The sequence below is a fragment of the Staphylococcus massiliensis CCUG 55927 genome, assembly GCF_000298075.1.
GTDB classification, from domain to species: Bacteria; Bacillota; Bacilli; order Staphylococcales; family Staphylococcaceae; genus Staphylococcus; species Staphylococcus massiliensis.
The window spans coordinates 12,746-28,618 of the sequence record NZ_JH815594.1 but is presented as its reverse complement, the minus strand read 5'-3'; the positions used below and the strand labels follow the sequence as shown (position 1 = coordinate 28,618).

Genomic DNA, 15,873 nt, shown 5'->3' with positions numbered 1-15,873 from the left:
TCATGCGTGTATTAGTCAATATTAGTTACCACGGTGGCGGATATCTGGGTTTTCAGATTCAAAATGAAGGCCGTACAATCCAGCAGCAATTTGAAAAGATTCTTAAACGCATGCATAAAAGACATGTGAGAATTCACCCTTCAAGTCGTACAGACCGTGGTGTACATGCGATAGAACAATATTTTCATTTTGATACGCCTTTAAATATATCCGAAGAGAAGTGGCAGTATGCCATGAATAGTGCGTTACCTCACGATATTCATGTTAATGATGTCACAATTATATCCGATGACTTTCATTGTAGGTATGATTGTGTAGGCAAAATGTACCGGTATCGCACGTATCACCAAGATCACATCAATCCTTTTCAATATGGATTAAAGACATTTGTCAAAGAAGATTTAGACCTTAAAGCGATGCAAGAAGCTGCTAAGCACTTTATAGGTACGCATGACTTCACAGGCTTTTGTTCACAGAAGACAGAGGTCGTGAGTAAGGAACGTACGATTTATAGAAGTGAGATTATTGAGACTGAAGAAGGCTTTGATTACGTCATTGCCGGCTCAGGATTCTTATATAATATGGTACGTGTGATCGTGGCCTTTCTCATTGAAGTAGGGAAAGGCAAACGTCATCCTAATGATGTCAATCGTTTGCTTGAATTAAAGGATCGTAATGCGGTTCCACATACTGCTCCGCCCGAAGGTCTCTATCTTGAAAAGATCTATCTTTCGGATGAAGCATTGATTCAGGATTACGGTGAAGACATCGAAATTCATTATAAAAAATCAACACAAAATAATTAGATACCATTGACAAAAAGGGCTAAAAATTATACTATAGATGACGGTATTGTTTTATATCACCCCACGATAAGCCCCGGCAAACTTATTGTGTTACAAGATATATAAGCAGGACGAACAACAGTTAACAAATCTAAAATTAAAATCATGTATTCATAAATTCGTTAAGGATATTTGAGTTTAAACAGAGTTCATTTAATTTAGGAGGACAATATTATGCGTCAAACATTTATGGCTAATGAATCAAATATTGAGCGCAAATGGTATGTTATTGATGCAAAAGGCCAAACATTAGGTCGTTTATCATCAGAAGTAGCATCTATTTTACGCGGGAAAAATAAAGTAACTTATACACCACACGTTGATTGCGGAGACTACGTAATCATCATCAACGCTGGTGAAATCGAATTCACAGGTAATAAAGAACAAGATAAAATTTACTACCGTCACTCAAATCACCCAGGTGGTTTAAAATCAATCACTGCTGGTGAATTACGTCGCACAAACCCAGAACGTTTATTAGAAACTTCAATCAAAGGTATGTTACCAGGAACTAAGTTAGGCGACAAACAAGGTAAAAAGTTATTTGTATATGGTGGCGCTGAACATCCACACGCTGCACAACAACCAGAAAACTACGAGTTACGTGGTTAATTAGAAGGAGGAAATTACATTGGCACAAGTTGAATATAGAGGCACAGGCCGTCGTAAAAACTCAGTAGCACGTGTACGTTTAGTACCTGGTGAAGGTAACATCAAAGTAAACGATCGTGACGTACGTGACTACTTACCATTCGAATCATTAATCTTAGACTTAAACCAACCATTCGAAGTTACTGAAACAAAAGGTAACTATGACGTATTAGTTAACGTTCACGGTGGTGGTTTCACTGGACAAGCACAAGCTATCCGTCACGGTATCGCACGTGCATTATTAGAAGCAGACCCAGAATACAGAGGTTCATTAAAACGCGCTGGTTTATTAACTCGTGACCCTCGTATGAAAGAACGTAAGAAACCAGGCCTTAAAAAAGCACGTCGTTCACCACAATTCTCAAAACGTTAATTTTGCCCAAACTGTTGCGAATTTGTTCGCTTACAGATTTGGTACGCAAGTTGCGTCAGCGATTTGTGTTTCAATTAAAAATACGTTTAAAGCACTTCTCGGAAGTTCCGAGGAGTGCTTTTTTATCTTTTAAATGCTTACTTAGCTTAAATGATGTAATAATAAAATATCTGTTTTCTTAAAATTTAGCAGAGCCTAATATAATCTAACTTTAAATAGTTCATAATAATATATTTACTCAAGTGTAGCTATGATAGTAAAGCAAATTGATGTAATTGCCACCCAAATTGCTCATAATATTTAGAAACTAATTATTACCCTAACTAAATAATGCTTGTATATATAAGAGTGAAATTTATTGTCTTATGATTGAGGCTAAATTTATATAAACAATTTCTAACCGAGATAGAGGAAAATACATTATTGATAAACAGTAAAATCTAAATAAGCCTCAAACTACATAGAAAATTTAAGAAGAATGTAGTAATTTTCTATGTAGTATAATAGAGTTGACTTTTATGATCATGGAATGATTGTTTTAGTTGAAGATAAGTAGGATAAAATTATAAGGTTAATAGTTTTAAAAATCGTATGAAAACCAAAATCGTTGACTTATCCAATATTTATCATAAAACTAATAGTAATTTAGTTGGAATAAGTAAAAGTACTATACATGTCAAGTTAAAATTGCATAATTCAGATATAGGGATATTAATATAGTCCATTTTATTACTGCATTCTCATCTAAAGACAGAACCCATAGTTAAGTATATATTATATAAATAAGCTTTTTAGAAAAAATCTTATTAAATATATATCATAAGGAGTAAGGTGAACTAATTGAGTAAAAGAACAGTGCGATATGATGAAATTTCTTTATTTATTATTACTACTCAGGAATACTTAGAATTTAATAAATTATTTAATGAACTTAAACAACAAGTTAGTTTTGATATAGTCATTAAAGTTAAATCTATGCTTTTAAGAAAATATCTTACTAGGAGTGATAATGTTCATTTAGGAAAAATTATAGATAAACTATCCCTAATTTATAAGGATGACAAATATTATCTTCAAAATTTAAAAGATAAATATAAAAAGATTTATGAAGGGTCTATTATTCAAGTAGATGCAAAGGGGAACAGGTATAACCAAATTGAAGTTCTAGAAGATATTATTTATGGACTATATCTACATGCTGATAGTGATAGAATACAGAGATTACAAAGTTCAACGAATAATTCGAGAATAAATTTTTTAGATGGTTTTATTTCAGAAATGGAAACTATTATTATTGAGTTATTTAATTTTATAAATAGTAAAATGGATATCGCCTCTATAGAAGAATTGCCTCTTAATAAAGCTATAGTTATAAGAGATAAGAAGTATGAGAAATACAACAATCTACTTGAAGATGGATATTGGGGAAATTTGATTGGTGAAAGAGTAGCTATGGATGAGTCCAATTTTAAAAATAGTTTCGATAAAGAAGACCTTAAGTTAATAAAATTAGTAATTGATTTTTTTCAGTTTTTCCAGGATGAAAGGGACTCGTATAAAGATGCAAAAAGATTTGTTTATAAACCTACTCTTAATGATTGGGGAGATTTTATTCAAACTAAAAACTTTATCCTAGCATTAGGTGAAGAATGGGGGTTTAGTGATAATATCCAATAATAATTATAAGAAAAATGTTGCTTGGTTACCGATTTTAAAACAAGTCGAATATGGTTTTGTAGTAACCAAGCCTCAACAGGTTGAAGCAACATTTATAACTTTTGTTAAAAGAAATAGATTTGCTCAATGGAAAATTTTTTCAATAGGTAAAGTAGATGATTCATTTAATGAAAAGTAAATTTTATATAGAAATGCTCAATATATGAATTAACAGTGATACCCCATAAGAGCTTTAAGATTAAGTATATTAAATACTATTTAACTATGGTTACGAAGCTAATTAGTGAAAAACTTTAACAGGTTGAATATGAGAAACGTGTAGCTCGAAGTTCTATTATACACAGAAATAGGTTCTAAACCCCCATGTAGTTAACCTCAATCTTTAAAAAATTAAATTTCTGCTAAAGTTGCTGAGAGTTAGTAGGCGTAAAAATTTGTGTTACGTAATATATTATTAAGCACTTCTCGAAGGATGGGAGGTGTTTTTTTTCGTATTATCAGATTTATCGTTGTAATTTAAGTGTACGCATAACTAGTATATTGATAAGTCATACTACAGTTGTTACTATATGTGTTTTCTTATAAAGTATAAGGAAACGCATACATATGGTTTACATTAAATAAATTTGAATCGTGCTATAATAAATCTTAATAAGCTTTAGCGAGGGATGGGTATGGTCAACTATAATTTGGCGCAAAACATGGAAAACGACCGAGGTTCAAGACGTTTTGAAGACGAGCTAGTTGAATTGTCTTCAATAAAAGATGTTAACTATGAACGTGTAGCCGAATTTAAACAACTGCTAGGAACTCATGTTAATACCGAAAATTTTTTAAAAGCACGAGGTTTTATGCGCCAAGGGAAGTTAACTATAGTAGGACTACTATTATTTAGTGATAATATTAGTGTTTATCTACCAAGCGCTCTAATTCGTTTCACTAGATATGAGGGAACGAAAGAAACGTCAGGAGCTCGATTGAATGTTGTAAAAGATGTGACTTTCGACAAAGCATTGCCAACTGCAATTAGAGAAGCTAAAGCATTTATAAAAACGCAACTTCGTGACTACACGTTCTTAGGTAAAGAAGGTAAATTCGTAACGCTTGTTGAGTACCCAGAATTTGCATGGTTTGAAGGTATGATTAATGCAATCATTCATCGCAAATATGAGAATATTGGTGATCATATTCGTATAAAAATGTTCGATGATAGGTTGGAAATTATTAGTCCTGGAGCATTTCCAGACGCTATTTCATTAGCAAATATCAGAGATGAACGCTATTCTCGCAATCCTAAGTTAGCTGCTTCAATTCGTTTAAATAAGGGGGATCGAGAATCTAAAAATGGAGTAGAACGTATATATAGTGTTATGAAAGAAAACTTTATGAATGAACCCATATATTCTGAGCCATATCACAATTCAGTATGTCTGACTCTTAGAAATAATATTAAGGAACGTAAATTAAGAAAAATCCTCCCTTAAAATTCCAGGGAGGATTTTTCATTTAGAGACCTCTTTTATATAATATAATTATTTTATTTCATGCTATAATATTTAAAATGACTTTTCAAAAAAGGGGGGGTGCCGTGATGAACAAGAAACAATTATTAAAGTACATTCAAAGAGGCGAGGGTGCGGAACTAGAATGCAAACTTGGTTTAGGTGGTTTACCAAAAGATATTTGGCCAACGTATTCAGCGTTTGCGAATTCTAATGGAGGTATAATCATCATTGGACTTAAAGAAGTGAATCAATCCTATGAAAATGTAGATGGTATAGACGTGGTTAAGCTACAGAAACAATTTTGGGATCACATCAATAGTAGTCACGTAAGTTTAAATATCTTACAAAGTGACGATGTGTATCCTTTAAGAATAAATGGCAAATCTTTATTGATTATTCATGTACCTCGTGCCCTTAGACAACAAAAGCCGGTTTCAATTAATCCTAATCCGTATATTGGTACATACCGCCGTAACTTTGAAGGGGATTACAGATGTACCAAACAAGAAATCGATACGATGATTGCTGAATCAACGAATTTAGTACGTGACCATCAAATTATCCATGGCTTCAACTTAACGCATGTTCACGATGAAAGCTTAAAGCGCTATCGTCAAAGATTCACAAACCTTAACCCAACCCATATTTGGAATGATTTAACGGATTTGGAGTTTCTTAAAAGAATCGGAGGTTATCGTGAGAACCAAGAAACGCATGAAGCGGGACTTACTGCGGCAGGTTTATTGATGTTTGGTGAAGAGTACCATATCGTAACTCAATTCAGTCACTACTTTATGGATTATAGAGAGCATGTCAGAATTGGTACTAACCAACGCTGGGATAATCGTATCACCTCACAAACGGGTGATTGGTCAGGAAATCTCTTCGATTACTTTCATAAAGTGGCACCGAAATTATTAGACAATCTTCCAGTTCCATTTCAGCTCAACGATGATTGTTTGAGCCGTAAACTCGAAACCGACGTTCACATAGCCATCCGCGAGGCACTGCTGAATACAATCATCCACGCCGATTTCAACCAGAATGGGAACATCATTATAGAGAAGAACGATACGTCCTTTACATTCATCAATCATGGCGTCTTTCGCATCCCCCTTGAAAAGGCTATTCGAGGAGGTACGAGCGACATTAGAAATCAAACGTTAGCTCGGATGTTCGGTTTAATTGGCTATGGAGAACGCGCTGGATATGGTTTAGAATTTATTCATCAAGTTTGGCATAAACATCAATGGTTAGATCCTGTCATAGAAGAGTCCTTCACACCAGATCGAGTTAAATTAACTCTAACAACCAAATCTGATCTTAAATCATCGCTACTCAAGAATGATGGATATGTACGTTTTGGAGCTATAAACAAAATAGTAAACAAGCTCAAAATGCATTTGAGTAAGTTTTAAACGAAGAAACATACTTCCTTTTGCGACGCTATATGAATCATGCATTTTACATACAAATCCTCTAACATCTAAATAAGCATATACCATGTCATGACCACTGTCACACACGATATATGCTTTCTTTACATCATCTCATCTAATAAACTTAAAGCTTCGAAACGATTCTCCTCACCATAAATATGCGGCAAGATCAACAATTCATCAACGCCATAAAATTGTTCCATATCCTTAAGTTCCGCTTCAACCTGCGCCTTATTCCCCGTAACCACGCGTTCTGCATTTTGTTTCATTTTCTCAATTTCCCGATTTGAAAAGCCACGCTCAGCCATATACGACATAGAAGGATAAAATTCAGGTTGGTCTAGATAATTAATACGTTGTAACCATAAGTGAAAGGGTTCCTCTAAAGCCTTAACTTTGTCTAAATCTTCATTCACAATCACAAATGTCGCAATCATCGCACACGGCTTACGATCGGGATGATGAAGTCTAAAATGTTTCTTATACGTTTCAATTGTTTGGCGTAAGCCTAGGTCATGCTTTCTAAAATGGAATGAAGCGAAATAAAGACCTAGTTCACCAGCACGCTTTGCACTTTCTTTACTTTGTCCAAGTAACCACATCTCAGGCATCGTATGAGTTTTCGGTGTTGCAATCAATTGCTTGAAGCGGTGTTTCGTCTCCGTATCATCTGTTAGGAATTTTTGCACATCAATCAGTTGTTGCGAGAAGTTAATGGTTTGTGCCTTATGCTCGTTTAAAGCTTGATTCACCTTCTTAAAGCTCGGTGAACGTCCAATACCTAAGTCCGTTCGATTTGGATGACGCGCTTCAAGCGTCTTAAAGATTTCACTAATTTTATAAGGACTATAGTGCGGCAACATAATGCCACCTGAACCGATTTTAATGCGTTTCGTTTGTTCTAATGCAGCCATCATCAACATTTCAGGTGCACTTGAACCTACCGAATAGACCTTATGATGTTCTGCAAACCAGTAGCGTTTAAGCTTTAAAGTATCCGCATGTTTCGAAAGTTCAATACTATGATCGATCGCTTCACGCGACGTGCGATCTTCAAACACTGGCGCATAATCTAGTATATTTAATATCACCATAAGACCTCCTTTTTACATGTTGTTTAAAGCATATCACGATAAGTGTATTTCTACGAGTTATAAAGGTTGTGAAAAGGCTTAATATCGCGTCAGAAGGGTATGTGACCTATATAGAAAAGGAGCGTGTATGGATTATGACGAAGAAGAAATCATTAACGGTTACGTTTTGGATTTCTGCTTTAATTTGTTTAATTTTCGTTATTGCAGGTATCATCATGCCGAAACAACTTGAGAAGGGTACCACTGCAGTAACAGAATTTATCGCGATTAACTTTAGTTGGTATTACCTACTACTCATGTTAGTCATTCTAATCGTTTGTATCTATTTACTATTCTCAAGATATAGTTCCATCACTTTAGGAAAGGAAGGCGAAGAACCAGAGTTTTCACTAGGCTCATGGTTTGCGATGTTATTCAGTGGCGGAATGGGTATAGGACTTGTATTCTGGACGACAGCTGAACCATTAAGTCACGCCTTTAAAATGACGCCACTACATAAAGCAGGTACGCAAGAAGCAATCAACGACGGCTTAAGATTCTCATTCTTTCATTGGGGAATTCATGCTTGGGCTGTATACGGCATTGTTGCTTTAGTATTTGCTTATTTTAGTTTCCACCGTGGTTATCCAGGACTTGTAAGTGCAACGTTAACACCATTATTCGGTAAGAAGCTTATGCAAGGTCCACTCGGTAGTATCATTGATATTCTAGCGATTATCGCAACCATTACCGGTGTAGCAGCAACAGTTGGCTTTAGTGCTCTTCAAATCAACGAAGGTCTGAAGTTCTTATTCGATATTCCTTCGAACTTCACGGTACAACTCATCATAACTGTCATCGCGGCAATCTTTTTCACATGGTCCGCATGGTCAGGCATTAATAAAGGGATCAAATTCTTAAGTAATATTAATATGGTCCTTGCCTTCGTAGTGCTCATTCTCGTATTCTTATTAGGCCCGACACTATATATCCTAAACATGTTTGCGAATACGTTAGGTGACTACATTGCGAATTTCTTTGGCATGAGTTTACGTATTCCAATTAACGGTGGCGAGAAGCTTAAATGGGTACGTTCTTGGACAATCTTCTACTGGGCTTGGTGGATATCTTGGGCACCATTCGTAGGTATCTTTATCGCCCGCGTATCACGAGGTCGCACAATCAAAGAATTTATCGTCGGCGTATTATTCGTACCATCACTCGTTTGTTTCATGTTCTTTACGGTATTCGGTGCTTCAGCCCTTTATCTTCAGAAGGAAAAACACGTTAAGCTATCTGAACAAGCGACAGAAACAACGACATTCGCGATGTTCCAAGAGTTACCGATGGGTATGATTCTAAGTATCATCACACTCGCTGTTATCGCGATATTCTTTATCACATCGGCCGACTCCGCAACGTACGTACTCGGTATGTTAAGTTCTAAAGGTGACATTCAACCATCTTCTCTTGTAAAAGTCACGTGGGGTATTATCCTCGCTTTATTCGGACTTATTATGTTATATACAGGTGGTATCACTGCTATCCAGAACTTACTCATTATCGCGGCATTACCATTCTCAATTATCATTATACTGATGATGTGGTCCTTACTCAGGGCTTTAAATGAAGAACGACCGCGCTATTCTAAACAAAAACGAGAAAAATATAAATCATAATGTATCGTAATGGCAGGAATCTTCAACAAGGTTCCTGCTATTTTTAGTTGCGACAAAAAACGGCTCTATAATAAATTCGGCTAATGACCTCGAATGAGGTCACCAACCGAATTTGACGTAGAGCCCAAAAAACTTATTCTTCATTCGATACGCGCCGTTTGCTTAGAGGGCTTTTCAAGAAAGGGCAGAAAAAACGTGCCTACTCGGAAGTAGACACGTCTCGATAAATGAACTTATGCTTTTTTAGGGCTTTTCAAAGAGAGGATTAATAAAACGGATAGAATACTTATCGCTGTTGAAACGAAGATGGTCGTGTGTACATCGAATGTCGTTACGACGAAACCGCCAAGCATCGCACCAAAGCCGATACCTGCGTTCAAGCTCGACATGTTCCAACTCATAACCTGGCTTGAATCGCCTTCAATTTGTTGAATCAACCCAGTTTGTACGGCAGGGTTCGTACTCCATTCGGTGATGTGCCAAATGAAGAAGATGATCATTAACAAGATAGATGTTTCGAGCGCAAAGTGCACGCCGATCATCGCAAGCGTAAAGCCGACCATCGCAATGAGTAACCACAACTTACTCGATAACTTATCTGTTAAGAAACCGCCTAATGCAGTTCCGAGAATACCTGCAATACCGATAATAAATAAGCTGAGTGAAATAAAGTTCATATCGTGACCGCCTGAATGAATCAGTGGGTTAATATAAATGTATGTTACAGCGTTCGCGGTTAACACTAAGAATGTAATTAAGATATACTTCGCAATTTCAGACTTAGATTTAATCACGGTGCCGTGTTCATGATTTGTTTCAGGCTTCGTCTTAAGGTTTGCGGGAAGGTAAATGAGTAATAATATACTCGTTAACATACTGATGACGACGATTAGTAGGAACGTGAAGCGCCAACCAATCGCGTCTCCAATAACGGTACCAATTGGAACGCCAAAGACGTTCGAACCGCTAAACCCGGTATAAACAATACCTAACATCTTACCGCGATTTTTCGGAGTAGTGAGTACGACTGTGAGTGCTAGAATCCTCACTACAATCAGTGCTGCCGCTGCGGAAGATAAGATACGTCCGATAATTAAGATGTAGAAATTTGGTGAAATCGTAATAATTAAATTACCTAGGATAAAGAAACCTAACGTCCATAAAAGTACGGTCTTCGGATTATATTTTTCTGTAACTTTGACTAAAAATGGTCCAGTAATCGCAAATGTGAGCGCGTAAATCGTTACGAGTTGCCCGATGAGCGCTTCTGATACATGTAAGTCTTGGCTCATCAAGTTCATGATGCCTGCGACTACCATTTCGACCATTCCAACGAGAAAGATACTTAATATAAAGGTAATTGTACGCATTAATGTCATATTATGTATCTCCTTATACTTGAATGTCCCAAAACATATTGTAGTATATTCCATATGATAAAGCGATAGCGAACATGCCACGTCTTCTTGAAAAGCCACGCCCGCGAACCGCTTCAATAAAGTCGATTTCTTTTGGAAAGGGTGTAGGTCAACTGTGCACATCCGTGAGCTATTCATAAAAAAAGCCTTGAACACTTGCTATGATTGAACAAGTGTCCAAGACCTGAGTTCTTATTTTTATAGATAGCCTAAGCTAACGGATTATCAACTTTCACATACGAATATTCATGTGATTGATCCTCTAAACGCATTGTTGTTACGCATTTATAATCAATGACGTCATTAAAGAAGATCTCACGAAACTGCGTTAAACGTTCCTCTGAGAAGGATGGATCAAGCGTCTCAATCTCTGATAATTTCGCTTCAATTTGCTGGCTAATTTCGCGCCAAATTTGTGACTCCAATGTTTGTTGCGCCTTTTTATCATTGACTTCATCGACAATCGTTAAAACAAGTTCACCTAGATGATTCTGAATCGTTGAGTAGAAGGCCTTGTTAAATACCGATGTTTTACTATCAGTTAGAATACGTGATGCTTCGTGGAAATGACTCGTATCAAATCCCATATCATTGAGTTGCTTCCTATCAATACGTAGTCCTTCAAAGTCACGAATAAGCATCTTATCTAAAAGCCCTTTCGAATTAAATACTGCAATCGTGTTTTGTAAGTGGGCTTCAAGGGCAATCCCATATTTAATCAATAGCGGAATTACCATATCAATTAGTGGTTTGGCATACGTGCGCATCCATTCAATACTTGCTTTATCATAATCTTCAATACCTTGTTGATTCTGATAGGTTTTAACTAAAGACACGATAAGCGTTTCAGGTTGATTCGGTTGATAGGATACAAGTGCTGAAGGGATAATAGGCAGTTGATCTTTTGAAACTTGGTGATATAAGTTTTCTCTAAATAAACTACCGAGCTGCTCGCTTCGTATCGTCTGATGCTCACCTTGATCTTCTTTGTCATAAAAATGTATACCCGCTACCTCGTTAATTGGTTCGGCGTTAATGTTATGAAAAATTTGTTCATCTTCCATGATTTGATTGATAATTTCTGTTACAAGTGGTCCGTTATACGTCGTTTGTTCAGACATCGTTCGAATTTCACCTGTAATATGCACGTTAGTCGATAATTTAATATGAGGCGTTGTAATAGGGTACTTTGGCATTAATGTTCTAAATGATAATCCGGCATAGTACGTTACCTCGTAAGGTACTTCAAGTATGTCGTGATGTTCGAGTTCTCTTTGATAGTCCTTTTCAAGGATGTGCGCGTGCTGCCAAGGGTGCACGACCATAACGTCATAATGTGACAACTCATCCTCGCTTATTACTTCAAGTGCCTGCTCTTTCAAGCCATCAAACATACTAAAGACATAGTCGTTGAAGCTTTGTTCATACGTTTGTTTACGCGTATGTGTGTCTTTGACAAGTAAAAACTTTAATGGGATAGGTTGATTAAATTCTGATGAATATTTGATAACTGCTTCTGGAGTCATACCTTTACGCAACTTCGCACCAGGATGAAGCGGGTGACCTTCATAGACGAATTGTTCTGATTTTAGGTAACTATCTTCCGAGGCCTTTAAAATAGTGAGTAATGTCTCATCTTGATCTTTAAAGTTAAGGTCACGATAACTTATAGCAAGCGCGAGGTTCGCGACACTATTCTCCATATCACTTCTAAATTGTGCACTCGCATCATTCTTAAGTTCTGGCGTTTCAGTGAGAATAAAGTTCAGCACGACTTCAGGATGCAGGACACGTGTAAATTGGTGATTATCCTTACTTTGTATATAGAAAGGTCCCTCTACTTCCACTCTGTTAAACGCAAATTCACCTCTAATGGGCGCATGTAGTAAAATATCGCTTTTCGGGAAATCTATAATTAATACATCATCTTGAGAAACAAGATCGTTCAGGTCTGTATCTTTAGTCGCTTTAATCTGACTATTGTCGTAACCTTTAACGAGATTTTCACGATAAATAGACGTTATCAAGCGTTGGTTAATTTTATCTCTAGCCGTTTTAAGATGTTCACAAAAAGAAAGTGCCCATTGAACATTAAATGAATTCAAATAGTTATATGTATGTAATTCTTCATCAAAAACGTCAATTTGTTCGGTTTGTTGTGGATTGTCTATATTTTTCATAAAGCACCTCGATTATTTGTTTTACAAATTAATTTAAAATTTGTATAATCCATATTAGCGAAAATGAGAATCGTTATCAATTAAAAAGATAGGTGATAACTACATGACAAAATGGTTTTTTACAGGGTCCTTTTTCCTTTTCCTAGGGAATTGGATTGGGCAAATTGCATTAAACTGGTACGTCTTTGATACCTATGAAAATGCAGTTTACCTAGGACTCATAAACTTATTTCGACTCGCCCCCATACTTCTATTAAGTATTTGGGCTGGCAAGCTTGCTGACCGACACAATAGGGGAAACTTAATTAAGATTACGATTACATCGTCTCTTGTCGTTACCGCATTGTTATTTATTTGTAGTATGAGTATGGATAAGGTCCCAATGACCATACTGCTTATTTATTCATTTTTACGCGGTACGCTAAGTGCAGTTGAAACACCCGTTAGACAAGCTGTATTACCAGATTTATCCACTACGTTACCTGTTTCTAAAGCAGTGAGTTATCACTCTTTTATTATAAATATCTGTCGTTCTATTGGACCGGCAGTTTCAGGGGTTATTATTGCGTCACATGATGCGACCCTCGCATTCTTATGCCAAGCAGTCTGTTACTTTGCGGCGGTGATGTTATGTTTACCATTAAGCTTTACTGTTAATAAAGAAATTGCTAAGAAGAATCCATTTTCATTTAAAGATACGATTCAATACTTTAAAGATCATGCCAATGCACGATCCATTTTCGTGACATCATTATTAATAATGGCAACTGGTTTTTCTTATACCACATTATTACCAATTTTAACTGATAAAAACTTCCCAGATAGTGCTTCAATATTTGGTATTGCGATGACGTTTAGCGCTGTAGGTGGCATCTTGGCAACTTTAGTGTTACCAAAATTACTTAAAAATGTGCACACTTCATTTGTTTATTATGTGAGTTCAGCGATATTCGGTATCAGTTTAATGATGGTCGTATTTCCGAATCCAATTATTTTATTTGGATGTATCTTTTTAGCTGGATTATTTAGTCAGTGGGCGAGAACTACAAATCGCATCTACTTTCAAAATCAAGTATCTAAAGAAAATCGAGGTAAATTATTAAGCGTCGTTATGATGGACCGTGGTATGATTCCGCTCGGTAGTTTACTTATGAGTTTATCTACAGAATGGATTGGCATCACGTATACGTTTATTATTATGGGACTGCTCACATTAATCATCGCGGTTACCTTTAGTTTAAGAAATAAAGAATTCCTTGGAGGACGAAAGCATGAAAGCGGATATTAAATTACAAGCTAACTTAAATGTGATTTATCGAATTATAAATGCACTTGTAAAAGAATCAATCTATCAAGAGGGAACGGTCATTCGAGATGATGACCATATGCTTACCATTTCATATCAACAACATCATCTAAAGGTAGCCTATAACTATCGTTCTCAGTTTAAGCGATATGTCTTTACATCAGTGCCTGTATATCAGCATGATGATGAAAGTATTCAAATTGATCAGCTAGAAGCTTTCATTTTATGCTTACAAACCAAATTCGATATTCCATTCAATGAACGTTTTATCAAAGAATTGAAACATGGTCGAGACGCATTTGAACTTACTTATGAATCCTTTTATAATCGTAAATCTTTATTTACGTCAACGCTGAAATTCTCTCAACTACCAATGGGTATTAACTTCTTTGTCTACTTACAACACATGGCACATTCAACAGACTTCGACCCACTAACGTATTCAGAAAGTCTTGTGTTTGAAGGCCATACAACACACCCGCTGTCTAAGACGAAATTACCGTTAACTGAAGATGAAATCAGAGCTTACGCGCCTGAGTTTGAAAAGGTTATTCCTTTAAAGTTAATGTTAATTGCTAAAGATAAAGCGACCGAAACGAATATCGAAGGCCATGAATCATTTATTTTAGATCAGGTGCTTCCAGAATATAAAAAGCCGCTAGAGACGTTTCTTGAACCGCTTCAATTAGAACTTTCAGATTATCATATTGTCTTTGTGCATCCTTGGCAATATGAGCATGTCATTATAGATGCCTTTTCAAACTGGATAAAAGAGAAACAACTAGTACCAACACCATTTACGGTTGATTCTAAGGCAACGCTATCGTTCAGAACGATGGATTTAATTGGAAAGCCTTATCATGTGAAGTTACCCGTTAAAGTTCAAGCGACGAGTGCCATTCGAACTGTATCAACAGTGACGACTGTAGACGGGCCGCATCTCAGTTATCAACTCCAAGACATGTTAGATATTTATCCAAATTTAAAAGTTGCTATGGAACCATACGGCTTACACGCGGATGCAGAAGAAGATATCGCGAAAAGCTTAGGTTATATCATAAGAAAGCGTCCAGATCTTGGTGAAGCGGGTATTACTATGGTAACGGCAGCACTAGTGAATGAGAATCCGATTGACGAAGCGGTTACAGTTGATAGTTTCATTAAATGGTGCGAGGACGCTCTGAACAAAGATACGATCGCAAACTTTATCCAAACATACGCTGAAACATTAATTCCACCGCTTATTTCATATATTCAAACGTACGGTATCGCACTCGAAGCGCATATGCAGAATACAATCGTTAACTTACAACAAAATGGGGACATGACGTTTATTGTTAGGGATTTAGGTGGTTCAAGAATTCATTTACCTACTTTACAAAACCGTGTTCCTTCCATTGAAATTACGAATACTTCATTATTATCTGAAGATATTGAGGGTGTTGTTCATAAATTCCAACATGCTGTCATTCAAAATCAGCTTGGGGAATTGATTCACCACTTCAGTCAGTACGATGATGTAAATGAACAAGCACTGTTTGATATTGTTCGTGATGTCGTTGAACAGTCCATCGACTTTGATCAACAACATGCTCAAGCTTTAAGTGATATTTTATTCGGTGACGTCATAACGGTTAAAGCACTAATGAATATGCGTATGGAAGGTAAAGTTAAGAAATACATTACTGTAGATATAGCGAATCCGATACGAAAAGAGGTGACTTAAT

Annotated in this window: 11 protein-coding genes and 1 pseudogene; 9 read left to right on the top strand and 3 right to left on the bottom strand. The window is 36.3% G+C overall.

Annotation, left to right across the window (positions count from 1 at the left end; genetic code table 11):
- The first annotated feature begins 2 nt into the window (after window positions 1-2).
- From truA to A33S_RS0108735, 6 genes and pseudogenes are all read left to right on the top strand, one after another.
- Entirely contained in the window at window positions 3-806 is an 804-nt protein-coding gene (gene truA, locus A33S_RS0108765) for a tRNA pseudouridine(38-40) synthase TruA (RefSeq protein ID WP_009382747.1), read from the top strand.
- 213 nt (window positions 807-1,019) lie between these two features.
- Window positions 1,020-1,457 (top strand): 50S ribosomal protein L13, encoded by a 438-nt coding sequence (gene rplM, locus A33S_RS0108760; RefSeq protein ID WP_009382745.1) that lies wholly within the window; start codon window positions 1,020-1,022, stop codon window positions 1,455-1,457.
- Window positions 1,458-1,476: 19 nt separating this feature from the next.
- Window positions 1,477-1,869, top strand: a complete 393-nt coding sequence (gene rpsI / locus A33S_RS0108755) for a 30S ribosomal protein S9 (RefSeq protein ID WP_009382744.1) — start codon at window positions 1,477-1,479, stop codon at window positions 1,867-1,869.
- A gap of 840 nt (window positions 1,870-2,709) precedes the next feature.
- The gene (locus A33S_RS0108750) at window positions 2,710-3,546 is read left to right on the top strand and encodes a hypothetical protein (protein WP_009384859.1); all 837 of its coding nucleotides are present in this window, start codon (window positions 2,710-2,712) and stop codon (window positions 3,544-3,546) included.
- 698 nt (window positions 3,547-4,244) lie between these two features.
- Window positions 4,245-5,018, top strand: a pseudogene (locus A33S_RS0108740) (ATP-binding protein); the annotation flags it as partial.
- A 119-nt stretch (window positions 5,019-5,137) separates the two neighbouring features.
- Window positions 5,138-6,469, top strand: coding sequence for an RNA-binding domain-containing protein (locus A33S_RS0108735; RefSeq protein ID WP_009384856.1), 1,332 nt, complete (start codon window positions 5,138-5,140; stop codon window positions 6,467-6,469).
- A 122-nt stretch (window positions 6,470-6,591) separates the two neighbouring features.
- Here the strand turns inward: A33S_RS0108735 and A33S_RS0108730 are convergent, their stop codons facing one another.
- The gene (locus A33S_RS0108730) at window positions 6,592-7,584 is read right to left on the bottom strand and encodes an MsnO8 family LLM class oxidoreductase (RefSeq protein ID WP_017176753.1); all 993 of its coding nucleotides are present in this window, start codon (window positions 7,582-7,584) and stop codon (window positions 6,592-6,594) included.
- A gap of 134 nt (window positions 7,585-7,718) precedes the next feature.
- Between A33S_RS0108730 and A33S_RS11815 the strand changes: the two genes are divergently transcribed.
- On the top strand, window positions 7,719-9,242 hold the full coding sequence (locus tag A33S_RS11815; RefSeq protein ID WP_017176752.1) for a BCCT family transporter: 1,524 nt from the start codon (window positions 7,719-7,721) through the stop codon (window positions 9,240-9,242).
- A gap of 233 nt (window positions 9,243-9,475) precedes the next feature.
- Here A33S_RS11815 and A33S_RS0108720 read toward each other — a convergent pair whose 3' ends face one another.
- Window positions 9,476-10,621 (bottom strand): MFS transporter, encoded by a 1,146-nt coding sequence (locus tag A33S_RS0108720; RefSeq protein WP_009384850.1) that lies wholly within the window; start codon window positions 10,619-10,621, stop codon window positions 9,476-9,478.
- Window positions 10,622-10,869: 248 nt separating this feature from the next.
- Window positions 10,870-12,840: an IucA/IucC family protein gene (locus A33S_RS0108715; RefSeq protein ID WP_009384847.1), complete on the bottom strand. Its 1,971-nt coding sequence runs from the start codon at window positions 12,838-12,840 to the stop codon at window positions 10,870-10,872.
- 103 nt (window positions 12,841-12,943) lie between these two features.
- On the opposite strand from A33S_RS0108715, the gene A33S_RS0108710 reads away from it, so the two are divergent.
- On the top strand, window positions 12,944-14,128 hold the full coding sequence (locus A33S_RS0108710) for an MFS transporter (RefSeq protein WP_009384846.1): 1,185 nt from the start codon (window positions 12,944-12,946) through the stop codon (window positions 14,126-14,128).
- Entirely contained in the window at window positions 14,112-15,872 is a 1,761-nt protein-coding gene (locus A33S_RS0108705; RefSeq protein ID WP_009384844.1) for an IucA/IucC family protein, read from the top strand. Before A33S_RS0108710 ends, A33S_RS0108705 begins: the two co-directional genes overlap by 17 nt.
- Window position 15,873 lies beyond the last annotated feature (1 nt).